Here is a 25,773-nt window from a genome sequence, read left to right as displayed (position 1 = left end):
AATGCATACGCCAAGGCTCGCCGAGTTCACTTGGTGCTGGACAACCTGAACATCCACTTCAGAAAGAACTTCGACGATGTACTGGGTGAGCGGGCGGCGACCAAGCTCTTGCGCCGGGTGCAGTTCCTGGATTTGCCCCACTTTCACGGACGGGTAACGGCTTGAGTCTCAAGCCGGGCTTGGGGTCGACATGGTCTGCGGTGCAGGGTTATCCACCGGCGGCGTTGCGCATGCCACGCAGGCGCCGCCGGTGGGTAACCCGTGTTCGCCGCGCGGAGGCTGACTGTGTTGATCGAGCTGGTGCTTCTTCTCGAAGTTGGCCGGGGAGAGGTAGCCCAGGCCGGAGTGCCGCCGGCGCGGGTTGTACCAGCCTTCGATGTAGGTGAACAGTGCCGTGCGCGCCTCGGTCTTGGTCGTGAAGCTTCGCCGGTCCAGCAGTTCGCATTCGAGCGTGGCGAAGAAGCTCTCGGCCATGGCGTTGTCGTAGGCATCGCCCACGCTGCCCATGGATGGGCGCACGCCCATCTCCGCGCAGCGACTGCCGAAGGCGATGCTGGTGTACTGGCTGCCCTGATCGCTGTGGTGGATGACCTCGCGCGGCTTGCGCTGCGCCAGGGCCATGTTCAGCGCCGCAAGCACCAGATCGGCGGTCATGCGCACGCCGATCGACCATCCAACCACTCGCCGGCTCCAGACGTCCATCACCACGGCCAGGTAGATGAATCCGGCCCAGGTCGGCACGTAGGTCATGTCGGCCACCCACAGCTGGTTCGGTCCGGTGGCCTTGAACTCGCGTTTGACGAGATCGGGCGCCGGGCGCTGCTTGTCGTCTCGCTGCGTCGTCACGGTGAATCCGCGGCGCTTGCTGACGCCGCGCAGTTCGGCCCCACGCATCAGCCGCGCGATGCGCTTGCCCCCCACGCGAACGCCCTGCTCGACCAGTTCGGCGCGGATGCGCGGCATGCCGTAGGTCGCATCCGACTCGGCATGGATGGTGCGGATGCGTTCGACGAGCACGGCGTCCTGCATCGCACGCTGCGAGGGTGGGCGCTGCAGCCAGTCATAGAAGCCGCTGTGCGACACGCCCAGCACTCGGCACATCTTGCGCACCGGGAAGGCGGCCTGGTTCGCGTTCACGAGTTCGAAGACGGTGTGAACGTCTTGTCGCCCTTGGCGGCGAACCAGGCCGTAGCCTTTGCCAGGATGTCGCGCTCCATCTGGACCTGGCGCAGTTGCCGGCGGAGCCGGACAAGCTCTTCGCGCTCGGCGCTGTTCAAGGTGTCGTTGGCTGGCTTGCCTCGGTGGGTGTCACCACTGGCTGCGCCGATCCAATTGGCGATGGTTTGCGCAGTGCAGCCGAACTCGCGTGACAACTCCGCCGGCGTCTTGCCGGTTCGCGCCAACTCGATGATCTGCTGGCGGAACTCCGCCGGGTACGGCGGTCTGGTTCTGGGCATCTCGGACTCCTTCTCTTCTCAGCGTAAGGTGTCCGTGAAATCGGGGCAACTTCACTGAAGACCTTGGAGCGAAACTTTCCTTGCGGATTCAGCAACGCCACATCGAGCTTGTTCTTGCTGACATCTACACCCACAGCGATCGGCATGAGCGCACCGCCTTCCTGGACAAGAGGCTCGCTGAATTCGACATGCGCACCCTAATATGCGGGGTCATTGCCTACCACCGGCAGGCAACGCCCCAAGACACCGTTCGAGCTACAGCGTCGAAACCGCTCGGTGCATCAGTCTTTACTGCGGGCTTGAAGTCCCAAGGAGGAGCACGAGGTCAACCGGGCGGGCTCCCTTCAGCGCGACGAGAGCGTGCTCAGAATATTAGGAGGAGCCGCTGGCCCCTTTCGGCCAGCGGCGGGGGACACGGAGCAGAACAGGGCAGCCCGGCGCGGCGCTCCCGCGCCGCTCATCGAACGACGGCTGTTCAGCAGTGCAGCAACGGCCGTAATGAGCCCAACGCCGCGCTCAGTGCGAATGCGAGCAGCCCATGGCGCAGGCGCTGCGCCAGGGTACCCTGCCCTGGCCGATGGGTCGGTTCGGGATCTGGCCGTTCTGGTCGTGGCCGGCCAGGAACGGCGCCGACAGCAGCCGCTGCGACGGGGCGCCACAGGCCGGGCAGGCCCGTGGCCCCTGGGATTCCGCCATCGGGCGGATCTCGCGGAAGCTGCCGCAGTCGTCACAACGGTAGTCGTACATCGGCATGGTGTGATGACCTCACAGATGAGCGTACGGTTCTGCGGCTGGCGTCGGCCGGGCCGCGCCTACTTCCCGGGCCGCGCCTACTTCATCAATCCGTTGAGCAGCATGTAGCCCGGCACCCAGCCGGTCAGCACGCCTTCGGCCACCGTGACCGCCCCAACAAACTTGGCGATCGGCTTCTTGCCCACCAGCAGCAGGAAGAACAGGAACCACAGGAACGACCAGGCGGCCCAGCACAGGCCGAACCAGAAGCCCCAGGTGGTGGTGGCACTGCTCAGCGTCTGGATGGTGACAGGCACCGCGGTGATCGAGACGAACAGTGAGAACCACCCCAGCCCCCGACCATCGGCGCCGTTGGAGCGGTTCAGCGCCACCCAGAAATAGGTGAAGGTGAACAGCAAGGTCAGCGCGGCGGCCTTGATGGAGTCGGCGTCGGCACCCGGCCCGAACGCGAGATAGAGCGACGCGAGCAGCGTGATGCCGCCGACGAAGTAGTCGATGACCGCGATCTCGTTGTCGCCGATGCGGCCCAGCAGCCACAGGCCATTGAGACACAACACGGCGCCCACGTAAAACAACACAAGTCCCAGCATGGTGCTTTCTCCAGACCTTATCGACGAACACAACCGGTCCAGTCCCGGCCCTTGCGGGGCCGGGACCTGGCACTGGCACTTTCAGTGCACCTCGGTGGCCGAGGCTGCGTGAGGACGCCGCGGCCTCAGTTCGGCGTGCGGGGCACCTGCAAGCCCTGCTTCACCTGGTGCGGCGCGCCAGCGGCCGAGGGCCGGATGTCGAAGTCGAAGATCGCCCTGGGGATGTAGATCGTCGAGCACGCATTGGGGATGTCGACCACGCCGGACAGCCGCCCTTCGACCGGCGCGGTGCCCAGGATCATGTAGGCCTGGATGTCGGTGTAGCCGAACTTCATCAGGTAATCGATGGCGTGATTGCAGGCGTTGGCATAGGCCAGCCACGAATCCAGGTAGTGCTGCTTGCCACCGCCGTCCACCGACACCCCCGAGAAGGCGATCCATTCCGAGTACAGCGGGTCGCGGTTGCCAGGCATGAACATCGCGTTCTCGTGGATGCCGTACTTGGCCATGCCGCCCTTGATGACGTCGACGTGCAGGTCCATGAACCCGCCCATCTCGATCGCGCCGCAGAAGGTGATCTCGCCGTCGCCCTGAGAGAAGTGCAGGTCGCCGAACGACAGCTTGGCCCCCGGCACGAACACCGGATAGAAGATGCGGCTGCCCGCGGTGAGGTTCTTGATGTCCTGGTTGCCGCCGTTCTCGCGCGGCGGGGCGGTGCGGGCTGCCTCGCGGGCGACGCGGTCGAACTCGGCGCCCGAGAGCGAGCCGAGGATGGCGCTGTCGGGCAGCGGCGGCAGGGCCAGCGGCGGCACGCGCATCGGGTCGGTGGCGATCAGCGCGGTCTCCCGCTTCGTCCACTTGGCCAGCAGGTCGGCCGACGGCGCGGTGCCCATCAGGCCCGGGTGGTGGATGCCGGTGTACGACACCTCGGGGATGTGGCGCGAGGTGGCCACGTCGCCGCGGAAGTCCCAGATCACCTTGTAGGCGTCGGGGAAGCGGTCGGTCAGGAAGCCGCCGCCATTCTTCTTGGCGAACACGCCGGTGTAGCCCCAGCCTTGACCCGAGAACGGTCCCGAGTCTTCCTGGTCGCAGGCGTCGATCTCGAGGATGTCGACCACGAGCAGGTCGCCGGGCTCGGCGCCCTCGACGTGGAAAGGCCCCGACAGCACGTGCACGCCGGCCAGCGGCGCATGGCGGATGTCGTCGGCCGAATCGTCGTTCTTGATCGCGCCGTCGAACCATTCGCGGCAGTCGGCACGGAACACGTCGCCGGGCTTGACCCTCACGGCCGCCGGAATGTCCGGGTGCCAACGGTTGTGGCCGACCAGTTTCTGGTCACGGAACTTCTTGGTGTTGTCGAGTGGGAAAAGATTCTTGGGCATGTCTGGACCTTTCGATCGGTTGGATGCGGATGTCTGCGGACTTGGTCAGGGATGCACATGGATTGCCGGATATGCCCTCCTTTCCTGCCAACTCGCGGGACCCCCGGCGGGGACGGGATCGGGCGTGGTCGTCACAGGCGCGGCAGCCTGCGCAGTTCCGGCGTCAGGGTCACGGTGCGCCGGGGGCCGCCGACGGGCGGGAGCGAGGTGACCACTTCGGGCTCGTGGCGGCTCTTCTGGGCACGGTCCATCGCGGCCATCACGGCCTGGTGGCGGCTCGACTTGAACATCGGCGCCGACATGGCGCGGGGCGAAGCGCTGCCGCATTGCGGACAGTCGACCGATGCGGGTGCGGTGCCCAAAGGACGCAGCACATCGAACAGCCCGTGCTGCTCACATCGGTATTCGTAGGTGGCCATGGCGAAGTTCCTTCCCGTTCCGCGGCACCGGGTGCCGACGCGACCTCGACCGAGGCCTGTTGAACCATCCGAAGCAACGGATGACGGGTTGGATACTGCAAGCGGACGGGGTTGCGCGAATCCCGTGCGCCGATGAATCTGGTTCACCCGATCGGGTGAATCGCCGCTCACCCGATCGGATGAGACGGCCTCTCGCGGAACGGCGCTCGTGCGGATGGGCGGTGAGCGGCCAAGGCACCGAGCGCGGGCCGAGGGGCGCTGCCCGGTGGGTGCGGCTGTGGTGGTTGGCCTGCACCGCCGCCGCGACGAAGTGCATCTCGGACGTGCCCGGGTTGGCGAAGCACAGTTCGACCGGGCTGGCGGCCAGCGTGCCGACCAGCGATTCGGCACCGTTCTGTTCGGGCATCGTTCGGCCTCGGGGAGTGGGGTGGGTTGGGAGGTGGGCCGACTCTGAGCCGGTGGTGTGTGCGCACGCCGAGTGCAGCCAACCGACCGTCGCCGTTGGGTGGCACCGATGCGCGCCCCCTGACGGGCAGCGTCATGGGCAGTCGATCTGGCAGGGCGAATGCTCGGACCAGTCGAGGCTTGCGCGACACCGGCCCTCACGCGCCGGTGTCGCGTGGACCTGCTGGAGCGCCCCCCCCCCGATCAGGGGGCCGTGCTTGGTCCGGGGATTGCAAGACGGGACGTCACAACTTCTGTTCACTCGACCTCAACCATGAAACCCACCGCCTTCACCCGTACTGCTCTCGCGGCACTTGTCGCCCTGTCCTTCGGCGCTGCACAGGCCGCGCCGATCCAGATCAATGACCTGACGTGGACCATCGAAGCCGGCGCTGCCGGCCTGGTTGGCAGCACCAACACCGTCCCGCTGTCTCCCTCGGGCAGCAGCCCCGTCGGCTTCGTGACCACCGATGGTGGCGTGACCGGCGCGTCGGCGCTCGACCTGAAGAAGGATGGCAAGGGAACCCGCGAAGAAACCAACGGCTCGGCGGTCCGCTCCAGCACCTTCACAGCGGCCAACAACGACACGCTGACGATGTACTTCAACTACGTGTCCACCGACGGTGGCGCCTATGGCGACTACGCCTGGGCCCGCCTCGTCGATGCCAGCACCAACGACACAGCGGCCTGGCTGTTCACGGCGCGCAGCAGCAATTCGTCGCGCGGCCAGGTCGTGCCGGGCGGCGTGCTGGGCAGCCAGGAGGACAACAGTCTGCTGGACGAGATGGACGCCGTGCTGAATGGCGGCAACACCATCGACGGCACTCTCAGCACCGACACCGACTGGGCCCCCTTGGGCGGCGACCGCGGCACCTGCTGGGACAACTCCAGCACCTGCGGCGCGACGGGCTGGATCCAGTCGGACTACAGGGTCCGCAACAACGGCAGCTACTACCTCGAGTTCGGCGTGATGAACTGGGGCGACGAGGCTTACCAATCCGCCCTGGGCTTCGATTTCAACGGCCTGCGCACGGGCCAGTTCCAGGGGTTCGACGTTCTCGGCTCCGGCGGCTCGACGCCCCTCCCGGAACCTCAGAGCCTGGCCCTGGTGCTGGTCAGCCTGGCGCTGCTGCGCAGCACCACGCCGCGCCGGCGCTCGTCCGCACGGGCCTGATCGGCCTGCAGCAACCCGCTCGGCGCGAACCACCCGGCGCCGGGTGGGGCTGGGGCAAATGCACAGGCCCCTGTGCCATTTCCCCCACCCGGCGCCGGNCCCTGATCGGCCCCACCCGGTGCGCGACAACATGTCGCAGCGGGGCAATCCGCAAGCGTGTAGGACGTGGCCGCAACGACCGATGTTCGATGCGGCGGCGCCGAGCCGGTGGGGAAGACTGCCCCTCGCGCGACTGGAGCGCTGCGCTTCTTCACGTGGCCCAGGACACGCCTTCCGAGCCGTTCAGCGCATCGCCCAGAAGACCCGTCGATTCGTCCGGCCCACTCCGCATCAGCGCCCGGTCGGCGCAGGAGCGGCAGGCGCAGTGGGTGTTGCCGCCGCGGCCGTGGCGCTGATGGTGACGCCGCGCTTGCCCAGTTCGTCGACCAGCAGCTTGGCGCTGGGGTTGCCGGCCAGGGCCATGCGCTGGGTGTCGGCCGCCAGCGCATCGAGCGAGCCGCGCAGCCGGGCCGCGCTGTCCACGGTCTGCTGCTGCGCCAGATGAGCGGCCAGCAGGCCCTCGCGATCGGCCAGCAGCTGCGCGGCCTGGAAGCCCAGCCAGCCGGCCAGGGCCAGGCCGCCCAGCAACAGCGGCACGAAGGGGCCGTGGGCCTGCGGCGCGGCGGCCTGCGCCCGGTGCGCCGACCGGTGGCTGCGGCCCGGTCCGGCCGGTGCCGCCGAGACGCTGGCCTCGTGGGCCGGCGGCATGGGGCTGCCCGTGTCGGGCTCGGCGTCGCGGGGCTGGGCGTCGCGGGGCTGCGCGGCGGTGGGCATGGCAATGACGGTCTTCATGGCGGTGCTCCTGTCGTTCACTTGCGGGCCGCAGCCGGCGCCGGTGCGGCGGCGGCCGGATTGACGTTGAAGGTGATGCCGTGCCGCTGCAGCATGGCCTTGACGTCGCCGTCGTTGTTGCGCGCAGCCAGTTCGGCCAGCGCGCGGATGATCTCTCGGTACAGCCCTTCGAGCTGCACCGATTGCTGCACGTACTGCTGGCGCTGGCCCACGTCGGCGCGCGCCGACTGGTTGGCCAGGCCCAGCGCCAGGTTGGCCAGCATCGCGAGGAAGCAGGCCGCGGCCACGGTGGTGACGGTCCAGTATTGAAGTCGGGTCATGAGAGGCTCCTTGGGGCGATCGCGAGGTGGGCGGGATCAGTGCGCGCGCTGGCGGCGTTGGCGCCGGGCCACCAGCGCGGCCACGCCGGCCACCAGCAGCAGGGCCAGCGACCCGGGTTCGGGCACGGTGCCGCCGCCATTGGGGTCGAACACGTTGGCGCGGATGATCAGTCGGCGGTGCTGGGCCAGGCCGTTGCGGTCGCTGGCGTTGGTGCCCAGGCCGTCGAACTCGATCACGTCCTCGAAGAAGCCCAGCATCGACGCGGTGAAGCCCACGCTCAGGCCGCCCTTCACCTGGCCGGCCGCCAGGCCGTTGACGGCGCCGAAGCCGGCGAGGCTGAAGTCGTCGACCTGGCTCAGGTCGAACAGGCCGCTCAGGTCGTCGGCGGGGCCGCTCACGTCGTTGTCCAGGCGCAGGACCAGCGCGTAGTCGCTCTGGTCGGCGGCGATGTTGCCCAGGTCGAGCAGGTAGTCGGTGCCGTTCTGCGTCAGCAGGCCCAGGCCGGCGAGCAGGTCGAAGTCGGCGTTGGCCAGGTTGTTCACCTGCGCCTTCACCTGCACGGCGCCGTCGGCACCGGCTGCCACATCGGCCATGTCGGGGTTGTGGCTGAGGAAGCCCACGCTGCCGGCCTGGCTGAAGACGCCCGCGGCGGCGGTGTTCAGGCCGACGGCGATCTGGCCGCTTTGCTGCGCGCCGATGCCGGCGGCGGCACCGCCCGCGGTGAACGGGCCGCCGACGCCGCCGAGGCTGGCGCGCAGGGTGTCGTTCAGCGCCGTGGCAGCGGCGGTGTTGGTGACGGTGATGTTGCGCGCCGCAACGGTGTCGCCGACGCGCACCACGCCGAAGTCCACCGCCGCGGTGCCGAGTTGCCCCACCGCCTGGGTGTAGACCTTGCCGCTGACGCTGACCGTCTGGCTGGCCAGGGCCAGCTGGCAGTTGGCGCCACAGTTGCCGACGTTGCTGGCATCGGACACCAGCGAGAGGGTTGCGCTGCCGGCATTGGCACCGGTGAAGTTGCCGGCCACCGCGGTGTTCAGGCCCACCTGCAGCGCGTTGGCGCTGGTGGCCCCGGGCACCAGGCCACTGAAGCTGCCGCCGGCCACCACCGGCGCGCCGTTGCTGGCGATGCTGGCGTTCAGCGCCGCCTGCGGCGCCGCCGTGGCCTGGTTGGAGACGCTCACATTGGCCGTTGGCGAGGCAGCTCCGACGCGCACCGAGCCGAGGTCGATGACCGCGTTGTGGACCAGCGGGCTGGCCTGGTTGATGACGTTGGCCAGCGCCTGGATGGTGCCGGCCACGCCGAAGTTCTGGCTGCCCACGGCGGCCGTGCCCAGGCCGTTGGACACGCCGTTGACCGCGCCAGCGGTGACGTAGTTGACGGCGATGGCGCCACTGACCAGGCCCGCCGCCGCGGTGTTGACGCTGACCGTCATCGCGCCGTTGCCGGCGTTGCTGTTGTTGCCGGCGCGGATGCCGTTGAGGGCGCCGCTGCCGCTGATGAGGCCGGCGCCCGCGCCGCTGGCGGCACCGAAACTGGCATTCAGGTCTTCGACGAAGCCGGCGGCGCCGACCGCGGTGTTGCGCACCACCAGCGCCTGGCTCACCGACTGGCCCACCTGCACGGTGCCGAAGTTCAGCGCCGCGCCCTGCAGCGCACCGGCCGCGGCCTGGTAGACGTTGCCATTGACGGTGACCGCCTGGCTGCCGGCGCCGGCCGTGCCCAGGCCGTTGGCCACGCCGTTGACGGTGCCGGCGGTCTGGTAGTTCAGCGTGACGGTGCCGGTCTTGGCGCCCGAGGTGGCGGTGTCGACACCGACGTGGATGGCGCCGCCGCCGGCGTTCGCGCCGGCCAGGCGGCCGGTGATGCCGCCGTTGGCACTGACCCCACCGGTGGTGCCGGCGATGCTGGCGTGCAGGTCTTCGCTGAAGGCGCCGGCCGCGGCGGTGTTGGAGACCGCCACGCTGGCGGTCGCGCCGCCGCCGACGCGCTGGTTGACCACCTGCACCGGCGACGTGGCGCTGCCCACCGCCGCGTTGTAGGCGGCCGCACCGCCAGCCAGCACGATGTTCAGCTTCTGGTCGGCGATGTTCTCGAAGTTGCTGCGCAGGTTCAGCACCTGGCCGGCCATCGGCACCAGCGCGCCGGCGTTGGCAGCGGTGAAGGTGACCCCCAGGTTGCCGGTGTTGCCGCCCGGCGCGCCGGTGTTGTAGTTGCTGGCGGTGACGCCGCTGCCGGACAGGCGCGCGTCGGTCAGGTTGCCGCCGTTCACGCTGGTCTGGATCGCACCGCGCAGCGACGGGCCGGTGGCGCCCGTGTTGGCCACCTGGTAGTTGAACGTGGTGGCGCCGACGCGCACGTTGCCGATGGTCAACGTGGCATTGGCCGTGCCTCCGTTGCTGACGCTGGCGCCGGTGATGGCCTGGGCCGCATTGCCGCCGGCAACGATCTGGCCGGTACCGCTGACGCCGGCACGGCGGTTGAAGGCGTTGCCCGTGCCGGCGCCGACGTTGGTGTAGTCGTTGGTGATCGTGAGGTTGCCGGTGCCGAGGCCGAGGGCCGCGCCGGTGGCGCCCATCGCCAGCCGCCCCTGCGTCTTGGCGCCGTTGGCCAGCGCCATGGCCCCGGTGGCATCGACCTGCAGCGTGCCGGTGCCCGACAGGGCCACGCCGACGTTCACCGTGCCCGCCGACGCGCGCACCAGGCCGTTGTTCACCAGTGCCGAGTCGGTGAAGGCGATGGTGCCCCCGGCGGTGTCGGCGTGGATGGTGCCGTTGTTCACCAGCGTCTGGGTGCCGCCGATGTTGATCTGGCCGCCGATGAGCCCGCTGTGCCCGCGCACCGTGGTGCCGGCGGCGAAGGTGGTGGTGCCGTTGCCGTCGAGGTAGACGCGGTTGTTGGGGCCCGAGCCCAGCACGAGGGTGCCGTTGCCCGACAGCCCGCCATCGCCCTCGAAACTGAGCACGCTCTGGTTGCCGATGTCGATGCGGCCGTTGAGCACCAGGCCGCCGGCGGTCACGCGCTGCAGGCTGAAGCCGCTGGCCATGTCCAGGTTGCCGTTGAGCGTGACGCCGTCCAGGAAGTTCGCGCCGTGGCCCGCCGCCCGCAATCGCCCGTCGCCGCTGACGTTGAGGATGCCGCCCAGCGTGACGCCGTTCTGCAGCACGGTGCTGCCGGCTCCGGCCACGATCTGGCCGTTGGCCGTGCCGGTGAGCTTGCTGTCGAGCTGCAGCGTGCCGCCGTTGAGCGCACTGAGCGTGCCGTGGTTGACAACGGCCGAGTCGAAGATCGTGATGGTGCCGCCGGCCGTGTCGGCGCTGATGGTGCCGTGGTTCACCAGCGTCTGCGTGCCACCGATGTTGATCTGCCCGCCGATGTTGCCGCTGTGCCCGCGCACGGTGGTGCCGGCGGCGAAGGTGGTGGTGCCGTCGCCGTCGAAGTAGAGGCGATTGTTGGGGCCCGAGCCCAGCACGACGGTGGCGTTGCCCGACAGCCCGCCGTTGCCCTCGAAGGTGAGCACGCTCTGGTTGCCGATGTCGATGCGGCCGTTGAGCACCAGGCCGCCGGCGGTCACCCGCTGCAGGCTGAAGCCGCTGGCCATGTCCAGGTTGCCGTTGAGCGTGACGCCGTCCAGGAAGTTCGCGCCATGGCCCGCGGCCTGGAATTGCCCGGCGCCGCTGACGTTGAGGATGCCGCTGAGCGTGACGCCGTTCTGTACGACGGTGCTGCCGGCACCGGCTACGATCTGGCCGGTGGCGCCGCCGGTGACATTGCTGCTGAGCAGCAGCGTGCCGCCGTTCTGCGCGCTCAGCGTGCCGTGGTTGACGACGGCCGAGTCGAAGATCGTGATGGTGCCACCGGCCGTGTCGGCGCTGATGGTGCCGTGGTTCACCAGCGTCTGCGTGCCGAAGATGTTGATCTGGCCGCCGATGTTGCCGCTGTGCCCGCGCACCGTGGTGCCGGCGGCGAAGGTGGTGGTGCCGTCACCGTCGAAGTAGACACGGTTGTTGGGGCCCGAGCCCAGCACGATGGTGGCGTTGCCCGACAGCCCGCCGTTGCCCTCGAAACTGAGCACGCTCTGGTTGCCGACGGCGATGCTGCCATTGAGCACCAGGCCGCCGGCCTTCACGCGCTGAAGGCTGAAGCCGCTGGCCATGTCCAGGTTGCCGTTGAGCATGACGCCGTCCAGGAAGTTCGCGCCGTGGCCCGCGGCCTGGAATTGCCCGGCGCCGCTGACGTTGACGATGCCGCCGAGCGTGACGCCGCTCTGCACCACGGTGCTGCCGGCACCGGCCACGATCTGGCCGGTGGCCGTGCCGGTGAGGTGGCTGTTGAGCAGCAACGTGCCGCCGTTCTGCGCACGGAGCGTGCCGTGGTTGACGACCGCCGAATCGAAGATCGTGATGGTGCCGCCGGCCGTGTCGGCGCTGATGGTGCCGTGGTTCACCAGCGTCTGCGTGCCGGCTGCGTTGATCTGGCCACCGATGAGCCCGCTGTGCCCGCGCACCGTGGTGCCGGCAGCGAAGGTGGTGGTGCCGTCACCGTCGAAGTACAGGCGGTTGTTCGGTCCGGAGCCCAGCACGATGCTGCCGGTGCCGGCCAGCGTGCTGGTGCCCTCGAAGCTGAGCACGCTCTGGCTGCCCAGGTCGATGGTGCCGTTGTCGAGCGTGAGCCCGTTGGTGATGCGCTGCAGCGAGAAGCCGCTGGCCATGTCCATGCGGCCACCCAGCGTGACGCCGCTCAGGACGTTCGAGGAGCTCGCGCCGACCACCAGGGCCCCGGTGCCGGAGGTGTTGATCCTGCCGCCGGACAAGGTGCCGGCAAACTGGTTGAGCACGCTGCCGGCGCCGACGTTGATCACGCCGCCGGCGTTGTTGATGCTGTGCGACATCTGCAGCGCCGCTGTGCTGGCGCCGCCGACGTTGAGGGTGCCGGTGTTGGTGGTGCTGCCGCCGGCCTGCAGCGAGAGCTGGGCCGCGTCGATGTTGATCGTGCCGGCGTTGCCGAGCGTGAAGATCGACTGCGCGGTGTTCACCGTGACGGTCTTGCCGGCGCCGATGGTGGCGCTGTCCACGGCCGGCCCGGTGGGCACGACGCCGCAGGACCAGCTGCCCGCCACGTTCCAGTTGCCGGTGGGCGGGTTCCAGGTGCAGTTGGCCGCCAGGGCCTGCTGGCTGGGCGTGGCGCCCACCACCAGCATCGCGGCGATGGCCAGGGCAGAAGGGCGAAAGGGCTTGCGGGCGGTGGGCGTCATGGTCGTGCTCCCGGGGTCGAGGCGTCGGTGCGTGGGCGGAGGGTCCGGTGGCCGCGCCAGGCGCAACCACCACACCGCCAGCATCGACAGCGACCGCTAGCCAACCGTTAGCGCGCAGGGCCCGAAGGCCGCGATCCGCCCCCCTTGGTCACGGGGGGTGGCGGGTTTGCCAGCGGCATGGGAGGGCGCCCGGGCAGGGCCGTGGTGGCGCCTGCGTCTGCGCGAACGCCGTGCCCGCGTCAGGCGCCGAGTGCGAGCGCCACCGCGTCGGCGATGGACAGGGCCGCGCCCTCGCGCCACAGGCGATCCACGCGCTCGGCGCCGAGCTGCACAGTGGCCAGGCGGAGCAGCTTGCCGACGTCGCGCTGGTCGCCCTTTCCCAACGGGCCCATGTGCTCGGTCCAGTAGGCCGCGGACTGCGCCAGCAACTGAACCGCGACGTCGACCTGCCCCGCGCGCAGCATCGGGTGGACGATGTTCCACAGCGCATAGGCCAGACCATGGGCATGGTGGCGCTGCCACGACACGCGGATCGTCTCGCGGCCCTTGGCCACCGCCCCGTCCCAGCGCCGCAGCCGATCGAGGCCGGAGGCCACGCTGTGGGTGGAATCGATGATGCCGACCCAGTCGCCTTCGGCCACGGCCGCCTGTTCGCAGGCGAGGTAGATCTCGAGCGCCTCGCGGTGCAGGCCGCGGGCGGCCCGGCACTGGGCCCGGTTGCGCAGCCGCGCCCGCGCCATGCGCTGGTTGCCCAGCCCTTCCCACAACGCCTGGGACTGGGCGAACAGGGCCTCGGCACCGACCAGGTCGCGCCGGCTGTAGCGCATCAGGATGCCCTGCTGGTGCAGCACGCGGGCCTGCAGCGCGGCATCGCCGACCTGACGCGCCAAGGCCATGGCGTCGTCCAGGTGGCCGAACTGCCCTTCGGCCTGCGCTTCGGCCTGGTCGTCGATGGACAGCCAGACCCAGGTGCGACGCAACAGACAGCGGCCGCGGCGCAGCGGGTCGTCGCCGGCCAAGGCCAGTGCGGCCTCGGCATGGGCCAGCGCTTGGGGGCCATCGCCGGCGCCGATGCTGGTGTAGGCCAGCAACTCGTGCGCATCGCAGCGCAGCGCGTCGGGCCAGCCCGCGCCGTGCCGCTCCACGGCCTGTGCCAGCGCCTGCTGGCTGTGCGGCGGCATGCCGTCGAGTTCCCAATAGTCGCGCAGCGCCAGCGCCAGCTGCACGGCGTCTTGCGCGGCGCCGTCGGACTCGGCGCCCAGCAGCGCCGCGTGGACGTTGGGCAGTTCGGGCGCGATGCGCGAGGCCACCGGCGGCGCAGCTTCGCGACGCGCCCAGTCGATCAACCATTGGCGGCAGCGCGAACGCAGCGTGGCCGCCCGCTCGGCCGGCAGCCGCGCGGCAGCGAACTCGCGGATCACCTCGAGCAGCGAGAACCGGTCGGGCATGTCGCCCGATGCGCGGCCCGGCTCGGCGGACTGCCATGGCACCGAGGGACGTTCGCCCTGCTCGTGCACGTGATGCACCTGCACCAGCGAGTGCCCGGCCAGCAGATCGAGCTGCACACCGACCTGCACGGGCGACAACTCGCACACTGCCGCCACCGCGGACACGGTGCAGCCGGCACGGAACACGGTCAGCGCCGACAGCAGCGCCTGTGCCGGGGCGGGCAGCAGCTGCCAGCTCCAGGCCAGCACGCGCACCATCGACGCCTGCCGGCCATCGCGGTCGCCGCGGCTGCCGCGGCGTTCGAGCAGGTCCAGCGCCGGGGTGGCACTGTCGGCCGAGAGCGGGCCACCGGGCGTGGGCCCCAGCATATGCAGCATGGCCGACGGCGCCAGCGTGCGGCAGCGGGCGGCGGCCAGTTCCAGCGCCAGCGGCATCGCATCGAGCGCCCGCACCAGGCCGATCACGGCGCCGAGGTTGCCGCGCACCAGCTGGAAGTCGCCGCGCGAGGCACGCGCCCGGTCGACGAACAGCGCCACCGCAGGGTTGCCGGCGGCATCGGCCAGGCTCAGGTCGCCCGAGGGCGGCGGCAGCGTGCCCAGCACGCACTCGCGCTCGCCATCCAGGCCCAGCACGCGGCGCGAGGTGACCAGCAGGTGCAGGTGCGGCAGGCGGGCCAGCAGGGCCTGCGCCAGGTCGGCGGCGGCCTCCACGAGGTGCTCGAAGTTGTCCAGCACCAGCAGCGCACGGCGGCCCGCCAGCGCGCGCTCGATGGCCGCCGGGCCGGCCTCGGTGCCCAGCACGCCGGCCAGGGCCTGCAGCACTTCGGCGCGGCCGTTGCAGGCCACCAGCGGCACGAACAGCACCGCGTCGAAGGGCGACTCGACGCCGGGTTCGGGCCGGTGCAGCCGCGGCGCGTCGCGCAGCGCCGTGGCCAGTTCGGCCGACAGCCGCGTCTTGCCGGCGCCCCCGGGGCCGACCAGCGTGACCAGCCGGTGCTGCAGCACCTCGGCGCGCAGCCGGGCGCTGTCGGCCTCGCGGCCGTAGAAGCGCGTCAGGTAGGCGGGCGCGGCACCGCTGTCGGGCGTGGCATCGACGGCCGCGGCGGTGCGAGCCGCCGGGGCCGGCGCGGCCGGGGTCGACGCGGCCACGGCCGGCACCAGCCGGTCGGCCAGCGCGGCCAGGCGCAGCCGCTCGTCGCCGATCCATTCGTCGAAGTGGCCGGGCATCAGCTCGCCGCGGTACAGCGCCAGGGCCTGCTCGCGCTGGCCGGCGCGGCAGGCGGCCTCGAACTGCGGCACGTCGCAGTCCAGCGCGCCCGGCGCCACGCGCAGGCTCATGCGGTCGGCCACGATCACCGGCGCCTCGGCACCTTCCTCGAGCAGGCTCTTCAGCGTCGACAGCACCTGCCGCAACCGGTTGCGGCCCACGGGCAGATCGACCCCGGGCCACAGCAGCTCGATCAGCTCTTCTCGCGCATGGGCCCGCTGCGGCGCCATGGCCAGCCGGGCCAGCAGCGCCGCCGCCGCCCGGCTGGGCAGCCGCAAGGGCCGGCCCAGGCCGTCCTCCAGCACGGTGTCGCCCAGCAGGCGCACCTGCCAGCGCGGAACGGGCGCGGCATGCAGGGGAGAAAGCTCGGGCGCTGGGGTCATCGGCAGGGGGCTGCGGGATTCTAGGAACCGGGCCCTGCGTCGGCACCGCGCACCTGGGTGGCCGCGGCCCGCCCACCGTGCCGTGGTGCACGCCGGGACGACGGAGGGCACCCCGCCGGCACCGCCACGGCAGGCACGCTGTCCACCCGGGTCTACCCCCGCTATCGATTGCCCTGAGTCTGCCCCGTCAGCTTTCAGCAAGAATGTCGCATCGTCCTGGAGCCCGTGATGGAGAAAACCTGGCTGAAGCAGTACCCCTCCGGCGTGCCCGCGGAGATCGACACCACCGTCTACCCCTCTCTGGTGGCGCTCATCGACGAGAGCTTCCGCAAGTACCGCGACCTGGCCGCCTACAAGTTCATGGGGCGCACCGTCACCTTCGGCGAGGTCGACGATGCCTCGCGCGCGATGGCCGCCTGGCTGCAGTCCAGCGGGCTGGAGCGCGGGGACCGCGTCGCGCTGATGATGCCCAACGTGCCGCAGTACCCGGTGGCGGTGGCCGCGGTGCTGCGCGCCGGCCTGGTGGTGGTCAACGTGAACCCGTTGTACACGCCGCGCGAGCTGGAGCATCAGCTCAAGGATTCCGGCGCCAAGGCCATCGTCATCATCGAGAACTTCGCCCACGTGCTCGAGCAGGTGATCGACGCCGTGCCGACCAAGAAGGTGGTGCTGGCCTCGATGGGCGACATGCTCGGCTTCCTGAAGGGCGCGGTGGTGAACCACGTGGTGCGCCGGGTGAAGAAGATGGTGCCGGCCTTCAACCTGCCGGGTGCGCTGCGCTTCAACGACGTGCTGTCCGCCGGCCGCGGCAAGACCTACACGCCGCCCAAGGTGGGGCCGGACGACATCGCGGTGCTGCAGTACACCGGCGGCACCACCGGCGTCAGCAAGGGCGCGGTGCTGCTGCACCGCAATCTGGTGGCCAACATCCTGCAGGCCGAGGCCTGGTACCAGCCGGCCCTGAAGAAGATCCCGGCCGGCGAGCAGATCGTCACCGTGTGCGCGCTGCCGCTGTACCACATCTTCGGCTTCAACACGAACATGATGCTGGGCCTGCGCATGGGCGGCTGCAACCTGCTGATCGCCAACCCGCGCGACATCCCCGCCCTGCTGAAGGACCTGGGCGCGCAGCCCTTCCACAGCTTCCCGGCGGTGAACACGCTGTTCACGGCCATCGTCAACCACGCCGACTTCGACAAGGTCGACTGGAGCCACCTGAAGATCTCGGTCGGCGGCGGCATGGCCGTCACCCAGGGCACCGCACGGCAGTGGCTCGAGAAGACCGGCTGCCCCATCTGCGAGGGCTACGGCCTGTCCGAGACCAGCCCGTCGGCCACCTGCAACCCGGTGGACGCCACCGCCTACAGCGGCACCATCGGCCTGCCGATGCCCAGCACCGAGCTCGCCCTGCTGGACGACGACGGCCGCGAGGTGCCGATGGGCCAGGCCGGCGAGATCGCCATCCGCGGCCCGCAGGTGATGGCCGGCTATTGGCAGCGGCCCGACGAGACGGCCAAGGTGATGACGGCCGACGGCTTCTTCCGCACCGGCGACATCGGCATCGTCGACGAGCGCGGCTACTTCCGCATCGTCGACCGCAAGAAGGACATGATCCTAGTCTCGGGTTTCAACGTCTACCCGAACGAGATCGAGGACGTGCTCTCGGGCATGCCCGGCATCCTGGAATGCGCCGCCGTCGGCGTGCCCGACGAGAAGGCCGGCGAGGCCGTCAAGGTGGTGATCGTCAAGAAGGACTCGGCCCTCACCGAGGCAGACGTGCGCACCTACTGCGAGGCCAACCTCACCGGCTACAAGCGGCCCAAGGTGGTGGAGTTCCGCGGCGACCTGCCCAAGACGGCCGTCGGCAAGATCCTGCGGCGCGAGCTGCGCGATGCCAAGAAGGCGGCGTAGCGCGGGCGGGCTCGTGCACACTGCGGGCCCATGTCGTTGCCCCGCTTCCATGTCGAGACGCCCCTGACCGCCGGCCTCGAGCTGGCGCTGCCACCCGGCGCGGCGCGCCACGTGCAGGTGCTGCGCCTGCAGCCCGGCGCGGCGCTGACGCTGTTCGACGGCCGCGGCGGCGAGTGGTCCGCCGAGGTGCTGCAGATGGGCCGCCGCGACGTGGTGGCCCGCGTGCAGGCGCACCACCCCATCGACCGCGAGCTGCGCCGCGCCGTCACCCTGGCCCTGGGCATGCCCGCCAACGAGCGCATGGACACGCTGGTCGAGAAGGCCACCGAGCTGGGCGTGGCCACCGTGCAGCCGCTGGTGTGCGAGCGCTCGGTGCTGCGCGTGGCCGGCGAGCGCGCCGAGCGCAAGGCCGCGCACTGGCAGGCCATCGCCACGGCCGCCTGCGAGCAGAGCGGGCGCAACCGCGTGCCCGAGGTGGCCGCCCCCCTGTCGTTCCGTGAATGGCTGGCCGGCCTGGGTGATGCGGGCGACCCCGCCTCGCTGCGCTGGCTGCTCAGCCTGGACCCCACGGCCCCGCGCCTGCTGAGCCACGCCGGCTTGGCCGAGGCACACCGCGTCACCGTGCTCAGCGGCCCCGAGGGCGGGCTCGGCCCCGACGAGCAGGCCAGCGCGGTGGCGCGCGGCTTCGTGCCGGTGTCGCTGGGCCCGCGGGTGCTGCGCGCCGACACCGCGCCGCTGGCCGCGCTGGCCTGCCTGGCGGCGATCGAGGGCACCCATTGAACTTCCGCCTCGCGCTGCTGACGCTGTGCCAGGGTCTGCTGATGGTCAACAACGTGACCTTCATCGCCATCAACGGGCTGGTGGGTTTCGCGCTGGCCCCGGTGGGCTGGATGGCCACGCTGCCGGTCACCGGCTACGTGGCTGGCGGCGCACTGGCCACCGGGCTGGTGGCCCGCCACCAGCGGCGCTGGGGCCGGCAGCGCACCTTCCAGCTGGGGCTGCTGGTGGCCATGGCCAGTGCCGCGGTGTGCGCCTGGGCGGCGCTGGACCGCAACTTCTGGCTGCTGGTGGCGGCCACCGTGGTGGCGGGCTATTACAACGCCAACGGCTCGCTGTACCGCTTCGCGGCGGTCGAACTGGTCGAGCCCTCGTTCAAGGAGCGCGCCATCTCGTGGGTGCTGGCCGGCGGCATCCTGGGCGGCGTGGTCGGCCCCAACCTGGCGGCCTGGACCCGCGATGCCATGCCCCAGCCCTTTGCCGGCGCCTACGTGGCGCTGATCGGCATCGCGCTGCTGAGCCTGCTGGTGATGTCGCGCATCCCCTTCCCGCCGCTGCCCGGCGAAGGCGGCACGGCGGTGGCCGCGGGCCGGACCACCGCCGAGATCGTGCGCCAGCCGGTGTTCATCATCGCCGCGGCGGCCTGCGCCATCGGCTACGGCGTGATGAACCTGCTGATGGCGGCCACGCCGATCGCGATGGCGCAGTGCAGCCACCCGTTCTCGGCCGCGGCGCTGGTGCTCGAATGGCATGTGCTGGGCATGTTCGTGCCCAGCTTCTTCACCGGCCGGCTGATCAAGCGCTTCGGCGTGCTGCCGATCATGACGACGGGTCTGCTGCTCAACCTGGCCTGCGTGGCCTTCGCGCTGCACGGCAACGACGTGATGCACTTCCTGGGCGCGCTGCTGGTGCTGGGGCTGGGCTGGAACTTCCTCTTCATCGGCGGCACCACGCTGGCCACCACCGCCTGGCGGCCCGAGGAGAAGACGCGCGGCCAGGCGGCCATCGACTTCTGCGTCTACGCGACGATGACGCTCACCTCGTTCAGCTCGGGCGCGCTGGTCACCACCGGCGGCTGGACGGCGATGAACCTGGGCACGCTGCTGCCGCTGGCGCTGCTGGCAGGCGCGCTGGCCTGGCTGGCGCGACTGAACCGCGCCCGCGGACCCGCCTGAGGCCGGCCGAGTGCGCCAGCCCGCCTAAAGTCGGGGCCGCACGGCGTCGCGATGGTGACAATGCGCACTTCTTTGTCCCCCTTTTGGAGTGAACCATGGGCTTGCTGGATTCGGTGTTGGGCGGTGTGCTGGGCTCTCTGGGCGGACAGCAGGGAGGCGCGGCCGGTGAAGGTGGCGGCAACGCGGCGCTGATCAGCGCGGTGGTGGGCATGCTGGCCAACGGCAGCGCGCAGGGCGGCCTGGGCGGCCTGCTCGAGAAGTTCCAGCAAAGCGGCCTGGGCGACGTGGCCGCGTCGTGGGTGGGCACGGGCCAGAACCAGCCGGTGTCGGCCGACCAGATTTCCAACGTGCTGGGCGGCGACGCCATCGGCGGCATGGCCCGGCAGCTGGGCCTGAACCCCGGCGACCTGGCCGGCCAGCTGTCGCAGATCCTGCCGCAGGTGGTGGACCAGCTCACGCCCAACGGCCAGGCCCCGCAGGGCGGGCTGGGCGATCTGTCGAGCATCCTCGGCCAGCTGATGCGGCGCTGAGCCGCCGCAGCAGCGCGCGGTCAGGCGCCGGTGGCCTCGTCTTCGGCCGCCGGCTTGTCGCGCGCCGAGCCGGCCACCAGGTCGAAGCGGAACAACCGGCACTCGATCGCGCCGTTCCACATCGGCACGCGGCGGCTTTCCTTCAGGCGCAGGGCCTGCGGCAGCCGCATGTCGGGGCTCAGCACCCAGGCGGTCCAGCCGGCGTAGTGGCGCTTCCAGTGCGCGGCCAGCTGGCGGAAGAACTCGTCGGGGCTGCCCCCGCCCTCGAAGCCCTCGCGCCCTTCCGGGCCGACACCGGGGCGGGCACCGTGCGCCGGGCGGCCGCCATCGTGCCAGGCGGCCCGCGCATCGGGCCGCACCAGGCGTTCACCGGCACGCACCTCCTGCGGCGCCATGCGCTCGTGGCCGCGCGCGCCCTTCGGCGCGATGCGCTCGCCATACGGCGGGTTCATCACCAGGGTGCCGCGCTCGGCCGGCGGCAGGCGCTGCAGCGCATCGGCCGTCTTGAACTCGATGGCCGCCTGCACCCCGGCCCGGCCGGCGTTGCGGGTGGCGAAGTCGGTCATGCGGAAGGACACGTCGCCGGCATAGATGGCCACCGCCGGCGCGTGCTGCTGCGAGCGGGCCTCGGTCTTGAGTTGCTGCCACGCATGCTGGTGGGTGCGGAAAGGCAGCATCTTCTCGAAGGCGAAGCGACGCTGCAGGCCCGGCGCGATGCCGCAGGCGATCTGCGCGGCCTCGATGGCGATGGTGCCGGCGCCGCAGCAGGGGTCGAACAGCGGGCCGTCCTCGGCGCGGCCCCGCCAGCCGGCCGCGGCCAGCATGGCGGCGGCCAGCGTCTCCTTCAGCGGCGCCTCGCCCTTGGCGCCCTTGGCGTCGCGCCAGCCGCGCTTGAACAGCGCCTCGCCCGAGGTGTCGGCATAGATGGTGGCGTGCGTGGGCGACAGGTGCAGCGCCAGCGGCAGGTCGGGCCAGTGCGTGTCGACGCTGGGGCGCTCGCCGGTGGCGTCGCGCAGCACGTCGCAGACCGCGTCCTTCACGCGCAAGGTGGCGAAGTTCAGGCTCTGCAATGGCGAGCGCTGCGCGGTGGTGTCGATGCGCAGCGTCTGCTGCGGCGTGATCCAGTCGCACCAGGGCACGGTGCGCGCCAACGCATAGAGGTCGTGCTCGTTGTCGTAGGGCCCATGGGCCAGCGGCCAGAACACGCGCTGCGCGAGGCGGCTGTGCAGGTTCAGGCGCATCGCGGCGATGGCGTCACCGTGCACCACCACGCCGCCGCGCGCGGCCTCGATGCGCACGCCGTCGCCCAGCAGGCGGGCGCACTCGTCGACCAGCAGCGGCTCGGTGCCTGCCGCGCAGGGCAGGAACAGCGCGGCCTGCGCGGCCGGCGCGGGGTGCGCCGCGCGAGGTGCGGCGTGGGGCGTGGCGGGCGCGCTCACATCGCCTTCCGCAGATTGGCCGGGGCGATCTTGAGCGCTTCGCGGTACTTGGCCACCGTGCGGCGCGCCACCTGGATGCCCTGCTCGGACAGCATCTCCGACAACTGGCTGTCGGACAGCGGCTTGCCCGGGTCTTCCGCGGCCACCAGCTGCTTGATCAGCGCGCGCACCGCGGTGCTGGACGCATTGCCGCCGGCCTCGGTGTTGAGCGAGCTGCCGAAGAAGTACTTCAGCTCGTAGGTGCCGAAGGGCGTGGACATGTACTTGGCGGTGGTCACGCGCGAGATGGTGGATTCGTGCAGGCCCAGCTCGTCGGCGATCTCGCGCAGCACCAGCGGCTTCATCGCGATGGCGCCATGGGTGAAGAAGGCCTTCTGGCGCTCGATGATGGCCTGCGACACGCGCAGGATGGTGTCGAAGCGCTGCAGGATGTTCTTCATGAACCAGCGCGCCTCCTGCAGCCGCGCCGACAGGCCCGAGGTGCCGTTGCCGCGCTGGCCGCGGATGGCCTGGGCGTAGAGGTCGTTGATGCGCAGCTTGGGCATCACGTCGGGGTTCAGCGTGGCCTTCCAGCCGCGGCCGGCCTTCTGCACGATGACGTCGGGCACGATGATGTTGGCCTCGGCGCGCGTGAACGGGCGGCCGGGCTTGGGCTCGCAGGCAACGATCAGCGTCTGCGCCTCGCGCAGCACGTCGTCGCTGGCGCCGGTGAGCGCACCGAGCTTGCGCAGGTCGCGCCTGGCCAGCAGGTCGAGGTGGCGCTGGCACACCACGATGGCCACGTCGCGAGCCTCGCAGGCGGGCTGGGTGCGCAGCTGCAGCACCAGGCAATCGGGCAGGTTGGCCGCGCCCACGCCGGTGGGCTCCATGTTCTGCAGCCACTTCAGCGCGCAGCGCAGGCGGTCGACCAGTTCCTCACGCCCCTCTGCGTCGTCGGGGTCGGCCAGCTTGTCGGCGATCTCTTCGATGGGGTCGGCCAGGTAGCCGTCCTCGTTGAGCGACTCGATCAGCACCATCACCGCCGCCGCGTCCTCGCCCGACAGGCGCATGCCCAGCAACTGGCGGCGCAGGTGGTCTTGCAGGCTGGGGCCGTTGGCGGCCGACTCGGTGGGCTCGAAATCGTCGTCGCCGCCGCTGCTGCCGCTGCCCGGGCTGTTGTTCGAGGGCAGCTCGCGGATGCCGTCGAAGTCGTCGCGCTCGGTGCCGTTCTCCCAGTCGTCGCGCTCGGTGCCGCCGAAGTCGTTGCCGTCGATGGCCGCGGGTTCCTCCGCGCCGGAATCGTCGCGCTCGGCCTGGCGTTCGCTCTCGCGCTCGCGGCCGGCATCGGCCGGCGGGGCCACGCGCTCCAGGCTCATCTCGAGCGGCGAGCGGTCTTCCTCGATGTCGAGGAAGGGGTTCTGCTCGAGCATCTGCTCGATCTCCTGGTGCAGCTCGAGCGTCGACAGCTGCAGCAGGCGGATCGATTGCTGCAACTGGGGCGTCAGCGCCAGGTGCTGCGACAGGCGGACTTGCAGTGACGGTTTCATCACCCGGCCACCCGCGATCGCGGAACGTTCGTTGTGCGGGGATTCATGGTCACATGCGGAAGTGTTCGCCGAGGTAGACGCGGCGCACGTCCGCGTTCTCGACGATTTCGGCGGGGGTGCCTTCGGCCAGCACCCGCCCATCACTGATGATGTAGGCGCGGTCGCAGATGCCCAGCATCTCGCGCACGTTGTGGTCGGTGATCAGCACGCCGATGCCACGCGACTTGAGGAAGCCGATGATGCGCTGGATCTCGAGCACCGCGATCGGGTCGACGCCGGCGAAGGGTTCGTCGAGCAGGATGAAGCGCGGCTGCGTGGCCAGTGCGCGGGCGATCTCGACGCGCCGGCGCTCGCCGCCCGACAGTGCCAGTGCCGGCGAATCGCGCAGCTTCTCGATCGACAGGTCGCGCAGCAGCGCCTCGAGCTTCTCTTCGATCTCGGCCTCGGGAAGCGCGCGGCCATTGGCGCCGGTCTGCAGTTCGAGCACGGCGCGGATGTTCTCGGCGACGTTGAGCTTGCGGAAGATCGAGGCCTCCTGCGGCAGGTAGGACAGTCCCATGCGCGAGCGCTGGTGGATCGGCTTGCCCTGCACCGCGACGCCATCGATCAGGATCTCGCCGGCATCGGCACGCAACAGCCCGACCACCATGTAGAAGGTGGTGGTCTTGCCGGCGCCGTTGGGGCCGAGCAGGCCGACCACCTCGCCGGCGCCCACGGCCAGGTGCACTTCCTTGACGACCTTGCGCGACCCGTAGGTCTTTTCCAGGCCGGTGACCTCGAGCCGGCTGCCGCTGGATCCGACCCGCCGGCTGCCGCCCTGGATGGCGGCCGCTGCGGTCATCGGCGGTCCCCGAGCGAGGTCGAGTTGCGCAGCGCCGCCCCCGGCGCGGAGGCCTTGGAGGCCGGCGGGGCGCTGGCCGCCGGCTCGCGCGGGCTCAGCACGGCGCGCACGCGGCCACCCGGGTTGTTGCCCGTGCCACTGCCGCCCTGAACGCTGAACTGCTCGGCGGTGCTGTCCCAGACGATGGTGTCGCCCAGGATCTCGTCGGCCGGCACGGTGCCGCGCAGGCGCCGCACCTCGGCCTTGCCGATGAAGCGCAGCGTGCCGGCGCGGCCGTCGTACTCGATGCGCTGGGCCGAGCCTTCGACGTGCTCATCGACACCGTCGCGCTTCTGGCGGTAGGTGGCGGGCTTGTCGGGGGTGCCGAGGGCGGTGGCCTGGCGCGAGCCATCGGGCGCCTCGCGCAGGTCGAGCCGGTCGGCGCGGATGATCAGGGTGCCCTGGGAGATGACGACGTTGCCACTGCACTGGCTGGTCTGGCGGACCAGGCTCAGCACGCAGGGCTTGTCGCTTTCCAGCGTCATCGGCTTGCTGCGGTCGGCCGTTTCGGCCTGGGCCGCAAGTGCACCGCTCGCGGCCAGCGCGAGGGCGATCAGTCGGGGTAGGGGCGGGGTAGGCATCTGGCGGCACAAAACTTGCAGACCATTCTAGTCGCAAGCCTCGCACAACCCGCGGGAAAGTTGGGGATTTCGTCGCGGCCAAGGGCCGACGTGGCGCGCACGCCGCCCTCGGCCCCTGGCCCGCGGCCAGGGCCAGCCGCGATCGGCGCGGTCAGCGCGATGCGCGCGAACGCTGGATCAGCGCGTCGACCACTTGCAGCGCGCGGTCTGCCGTGCCGGCCATGCCCACCGAGGTCATGTAACGACCGTGCACGATCAGCGTGGGCACGCCTTCGATGCGGTAGGTCTGGCTCAGCTGGCGCGCCTGGCTGGCCTTGGTGGCCACCGTGAAGCTCTTCATCGTGTCGAGCAGCTTGGCACCGTCCACGCCGCTGGCGGCGGCCAGCGCGGTGATCTCGGCGTCCTTGTCCAGGCGCTGGCGCGCGCCGTGCATCGCGGTGAACACCTTGCCGTGCATCGCGGCCACCTGGCCCATCGCCTCGAGCGCGAAATACAGCTTCTGGTACGACTCCTGCGGCGCCGAGAAGGCCACCGGCAGGCGCCGGAAGTTGACATCGGCCGGCAGCTTGCGCGCCCAGGCCTCGAGGGTGGGCTCCAGCGCAGCGCAATGCGGGCACCAGTAGCCGAAGAACTCGATCACCTCCACCTTGCCCGGCACGGCCACCGGCACCGGCTCCTTGATGCGGGTGTACTCGCGCCCTTCGGCCGGTTCGGCCTGCGCCTGGGCCAGCCCTCCCAGCGTGGTGCCCAGGGCACCGAAGGCACCGGCAGCGGCCAGGCGGGCGTTGAAGTCACGGCGATTCATCGGGTCGTCCTCTCAGATCTCTAAACCAGGGTTCTCGGGGCAACGGCCCGCAGGCCGCCGCGCGTCAACGTTCCACGCGCACCAGGTTGGCATCGACGCTCGCCTCGCCGAGCCGGCCCTGAACGGACTCAGCCTCGTCGCGGCGATCGAACGGGCCCATGCGCACCCGGTACACGGTGCGGCCGGACTGCTCGCGCTCGGTGACGCGGGCATCCAGCCCCAGCATGGCCACCTTGGCACGCTGCTGCTCCGCATCCTCGGCGCGCGAGTAGGCACCCGCCTGCACGAAGTACACAAACGCATCAGGTGCCCCGGCGGTGGACCGGGAAGCGGCAGAGGCGGCCGGCTTGCCGGCCAGGATGGCCGCCGGGTCGCGCGCGCTGCGCACCCCGGAGGCGGCCGCGCTGGCCGGCGCGGCCGCCTCCGGG

The 25,773-nt window shown here is 70.8% G+C and carries 19 protein-coding genes and 1 pseudogene; 5 read left to right on the top strand and 15 right to left on the bottom strand.

Going from position 1 to position 25,773, the window contains the following annotated elements; all coding sequences use genetic code 11:
* Positions 1-303 precede the first annotated feature (303 nt).
* The 5 genes and pseudogenes from EOINJALH_RS16320 to EOINJALH_RS16300 form a co-directional block, all read right to left on the bottom strand.
* Positions 304-1,457: pseudogene (locus tag EOINJALH_RS16320) on the bottom strand (IS3 family transposase); the annotation flags it as partial.
* Between the two features lie 516 nt (positions 1,458-1,973).
* On the bottom strand, positions 1,974-2,210 hold the full coding sequence (locus EOINJALH_RS16315) for an FmdB family zinc ribbon protein (protein ID WP_088281922.1): 237 nt from the start codon (positions 2,208-2,210) through the stop codon (positions 1,974-1,976).
* A 77-nt stretch (positions 2,211-2,287) separates the two neighbouring features.
* Complete coding sequence (locus EOINJALH_RS16310; protein WP_088281920.1) at positions 2,288-2,800, bottom strand: AmiS/UreI family transporter; 513 nt, start codon at positions 2,798-2,800, stop codon at positions 2,288-2,290.
* A gap of 125 nt (positions 2,801-2,925) precedes the next feature.
* Positions 2,926-4,182, bottom strand: a complete 1,257-nt coding sequence (gene fmdA / locus EOINJALH_RS16305) for a formamidase (RefSeq protein WP_088281918.1) — start codon at positions 4,180-4,182, stop codon at positions 2,926-2,928.
* A gap of 131 nt (positions 4,183-4,313) precedes the next feature.
* Positions 4,314-4,601 carry an FmdB family zinc ribbon protein gene (locus EOINJALH_RS16300; RefSeq protein ID WP_088281916.1) on the bottom strand — a complete coding sequence of 96 codons (288 nt, stop codon included), beginning with the start codon at positions 4,599-4,601 and terminating at the stop codon, positions 4,314-4,316.
* Between the two features lie 718 nt (positions 4,602-5,319).
* Between EOINJALH_RS16300 and EOINJALH_RS16290 the strand changes: the two genes are divergently transcribed.
* Entirely contained in the window at positions 5,320-6,219 is a 900-nt protein-coding gene (locus tag EOINJALH_RS16290) for an NF038132 family protein (protein ID WP_088281912.1), read from the top strand.
* A 330-nt stretch (positions 6,220-6,549) separates the two neighbouring features.
* Here the strand turns inward: EOINJALH_RS16290 and EOINJALH_RS16285 are convergent, their stop codons facing one another.
* The 4 genes from EOINJALH_RS16285 to EOINJALH_RS16270 all read right to left on the bottom strand — a co-directional run bounded on the left by EOINJALH_RS16285 (position 6,550) and on the right by EOINJALH_RS16270 (position 15,721).
* Positions 6,550-7,050: a hypothetical protein gene (locus tag EOINJALH_RS16285; RefSeq protein ID WP_088281910.1), complete on the bottom strand. Its 501-nt coding sequence runs from the start codon at positions 7,048-7,050 to the stop codon at positions 6,550-6,552.
* Between the two features lie 17 nt (positions 7,051-7,067).
* Positions 7,068-7,370 (bottom strand): hypothetical protein, encoded by a 303-nt coding sequence (locus EOINJALH_RS16280; protein WP_088281908.1) that lies wholly within the window; start codon positions 7,368-7,370, stop codon positions 7,068-7,070.
* A gap of 36 nt (positions 7,371-7,406) precedes the next feature.
* Positions 7,407-12,623 (bottom strand): choice-of-anchor D domain-containing protein, encoded by a 5,217-nt coding sequence (locus tag EOINJALH_RS16275; RefSeq protein ID WP_144290049.1) that lies wholly within the window; start codon positions 12,621-12,623, stop codon positions 7,407-7,409.
* Between the two features lie 239 nt (positions 12,624-12,862).
* Positions 12,863-15,721 (bottom strand): AAA family ATPase, encoded by a 2,859-nt coding sequence (locus EOINJALH_RS16270; RefSeq protein ID WP_088281904.1) that lies wholly within the window; start codon positions 15,719-15,721, stop codon positions 12,863-12,865.
* A gap of 228 nt (positions 15,722-15,949) precedes the next feature.
* On the opposite strand from EOINJALH_RS16270, the gene EOINJALH_RS16265 reads away from it, so the two are divergent.
* From EOINJALH_RS16265 to EOINJALH_RS16250, 4 genes are all read left to right on the top strand, one after another.
* Positions 15,950-17,632: a long-chain-fatty-acid--CoA ligase gene (locus EOINJALH_RS16265; RefSeq protein WP_088281902.1), complete on the top strand. Its 1,683-nt coding sequence runs from the start codon at positions 15,950-15,952 to the stop codon at positions 17,630-17,632.
* 30 nt (positions 17,633-17,662) lie between these two features.
* Positions 17,663-18,412: a 16S rRNA (uracil(1498)-N(3))-methyltransferase gene (locus tag EOINJALH_RS16260; protein WP_199873393.1), complete on the top strand. Its 750-nt coding sequence runs from the start codon at positions 17,663-17,665 to the stop codon at positions 18,410-18,412.
* Complete coding sequence (locus EOINJALH_RS16255; RefSeq protein WP_088281900.1) at positions 18,409-19,584, top strand: MFS transporter; 1,176 nt, start codon at positions 18,409-18,411, stop codon at positions 19,582-19,584. The genes EOINJALH_RS16260 and EOINJALH_RS16255 overlap by 4 nt, the downstream gene beginning before the upstream one ends.
* A gap of 95 nt (positions 19,585-19,679) precedes the next feature.
* The gene (locus tag EOINJALH_RS16250; protein WP_088281898.1) at positions 19,680-20,114 is read left to right on the top strand and encodes a YidB family protein; all 435 of its coding nucleotides are present in this window, start codon (positions 19,680-19,682) and stop codon (positions 20,112-20,114) included.
* 20 nt (positions 20,115-20,134) lie between these two features.
* Here EOINJALH_RS16250 and EOINJALH_RS16245 read toward each other — a convergent pair whose 3' ends face one another.
* The 6 genes from EOINJALH_RS16245 to EOINJALH_RS16220 form a co-directional block, all read right to left on the bottom strand.
* On the bottom strand, positions 20,135-21,553 hold the full coding sequence (locus EOINJALH_RS16245) for a THUMP domain-containing protein (RefSeq protein ID WP_088281896.1): 1,419 nt from the start codon (positions 21,551-21,553) through the stop codon (positions 20,135-20,137).
* Complete coding sequence (locus EOINJALH_RS16240) at positions 21,550-23,079, bottom strand: RNA polymerase factor sigma-54 (protein ID WP_088281894.1); 1,530 nt, start codon at positions 23,077-23,079, stop codon at positions 21,550-21,552. Before EOINJALH_RS16240 ends, EOINJALH_RS16245 begins: the two co-directional genes overlap by 4 nt.
* A gap of 49 nt (positions 23,080-23,128) precedes the next feature.
* On the bottom strand, positions 23,129-23,920 hold the full coding sequence (gene lptB, locus EOINJALH_RS16235; RefSeq protein ID WP_088281892.1) for an LPS export ABC transporter ATP-binding protein: 792 nt from the start codon (positions 23,918-23,920) through the stop codon (positions 23,129-23,131).
* On the bottom strand, positions 23,917-24,540 hold the full coding sequence (gene lptA, locus EOINJALH_RS16230; RefSeq protein WP_088281890.1) for a lipopolysaccharide transport periplasmic protein LptA: 624 nt from the start codon (positions 24,538-24,540) through the stop codon (positions 23,917-23,919). The genes lptB and lptA overlap by 4 nt, the downstream gene beginning before the upstream one ends.
* Before the next feature lie 151 nt (positions 24,541-24,691).
* Positions 24,692-25,345 (bottom strand): thiol:disulfide interchange protein DsbA/DsbL, encoded by a 654-nt coding sequence (locus tag EOINJALH_RS16225; RefSeq protein ID WP_088281888.1) that lies wholly within the window; start codon positions 25,343-25,345, stop codon positions 24,692-24,694.
* A gap of 64 nt (positions 25,346-25,409) precedes the next feature.
* The coding region (locus EOINJALH_RS16220; RefSeq protein ID WP_199873392.1) for an SPOR domain-containing protein at positions 25,410-25,773 on the bottom strand (364 nt) is incomplete at its 5' end.

This window comes from Ideonella sp. A 288, assembly GCF_002198735.1.
Lineage (GTDB): Bacteria > Pseudomonadota > Gammaproteobacteria > Burkholderiales > Burkholderiaceae_C > Pseudaquabacterium.
This window is presented reverse-complemented; position numbering and strand designations above follow the sequence as displayed.

What these genes read in the sequence shown, in the direction of transcription:
- EOINJALH_RS16280 (WP_088281908.1), bottom strand. Translation starts at nt 7,370, where the DNA reads ATGACCCGACTTCAATACTGGACCGTCACCACCGTGGCCGCGGCCTGC.
- EOINJALH_RS16300 (WP_088281916.1), bottom strand. Translation starts at nt 4,601, where the DNA reads ATGGCCACCTACGAATACCGATGTGAGCAGCACGGGCTGTTCGATGTG.
- EOINJALH_RS16310 (WP_088281920.1), bottom strand. Translation starts at nt 2,800, where the DNA reads ATGCTGGGACTTGTGTTGTTTTACGTGGGCGCCGTGTTGTGTCTCAAT.
- lptB (WP_088281892.1), bottom strand. Translation starts at nt 23,920, where the DNA reads ATGACCGCAGCGGCCGCCATCCAGGGCGGCAGCCGGCGGGTCGGATCC.
- EOINJALH_RS16290 (WP_088281912.1), top strand. Translation starts at nt 5,320, where the DNA reads ATGAAACCCACCGCCTTCACCCGTACTGCTCTCGCGGCACTTGTCGCC.
- EOINJALH_RS16275 (WP_144290049.1), bottom strand. Translation starts at nt 12,623, where the DNA reads ATGACGCCCACCGCCCGCAAGCCCTTTCGCCCTTCTGCCCTGGCCATC.
- lptA (WP_088281890.1), bottom strand. Translation starts at nt 24,540, where the DNA reads ATGCCTACCCCGCCCCTACCCCGACTGATCGCCCTCGCGCTGGCCGCG.
- EOINJALH_RS16265 (WP_088281902.1), top strand. Translation starts at nt 15,950, where the DNA reads ATGGAGAAAACCTGGCTGAAGCAGTACCCCTCCGGCGTGCCCGCGGAG.
- EOINJALH_RS16225 (WP_088281888.1), bottom strand. Translation starts at nt 25,345, where the DNA reads ATGAATCGCCGTGACTTCAACGCCCGCCTGGCCGCTGCCGGTGCCTTC.
- EOINJALH_RS16240 (WP_088281894.1), bottom strand. Translation starts at nt 23,079, where the DNA reads ATGAAACCGTCACTGCAAGTCCGCCTGTCGCAGCACCTGGCGCTGACG.
- EOINJALH_RS16250 (WP_088281898.1), top strand. Translation starts at nt 19,680, where the DNA reads ATGGGCTTGCTGGATTCGGTGTTGGGCGGTGTGCTGGGCTCTCTGGGC.
- EOINJALH_RS16270 (WP_088281904.1), bottom strand. Translation starts at nt 15,721, where the DNA reads ATGACCCCAGCGCCCGAGCTTTCTCCCCTGCATGCCGCGCCCGTTCCG.
- EOINJALH_RS16285 (WP_088281910.1), bottom strand. Translation starts at nt 7,050, where the DNA reads ATGAAGACCGTCATTGCCATGCCCACCGCCGCGCAGCCCCGCGACGCC.
- fmdA (WP_088281918.1), bottom strand. Translation starts at nt 4,182, where the DNA reads ATGCCCAAGAATCTTTTCCCACTCGACAACACCAAGAAGTTCCGTGAC.
- EOINJALH_RS16260 (WP_199873393.1), top strand. Translation starts at nt 17,663, where the DNA reads ATGTCGTTGCCCCGCTTCCATGTCGAGACGCCCCTGACCGCCGGCCTC.
- EOINJALH_RS16315 (WP_088281922.1), bottom strand. Translation starts at nt 2,210, where the DNA reads ATGCCGATGTACGACTACCGTTGTGACGACTGCGGCAGCTTCCGCGAG.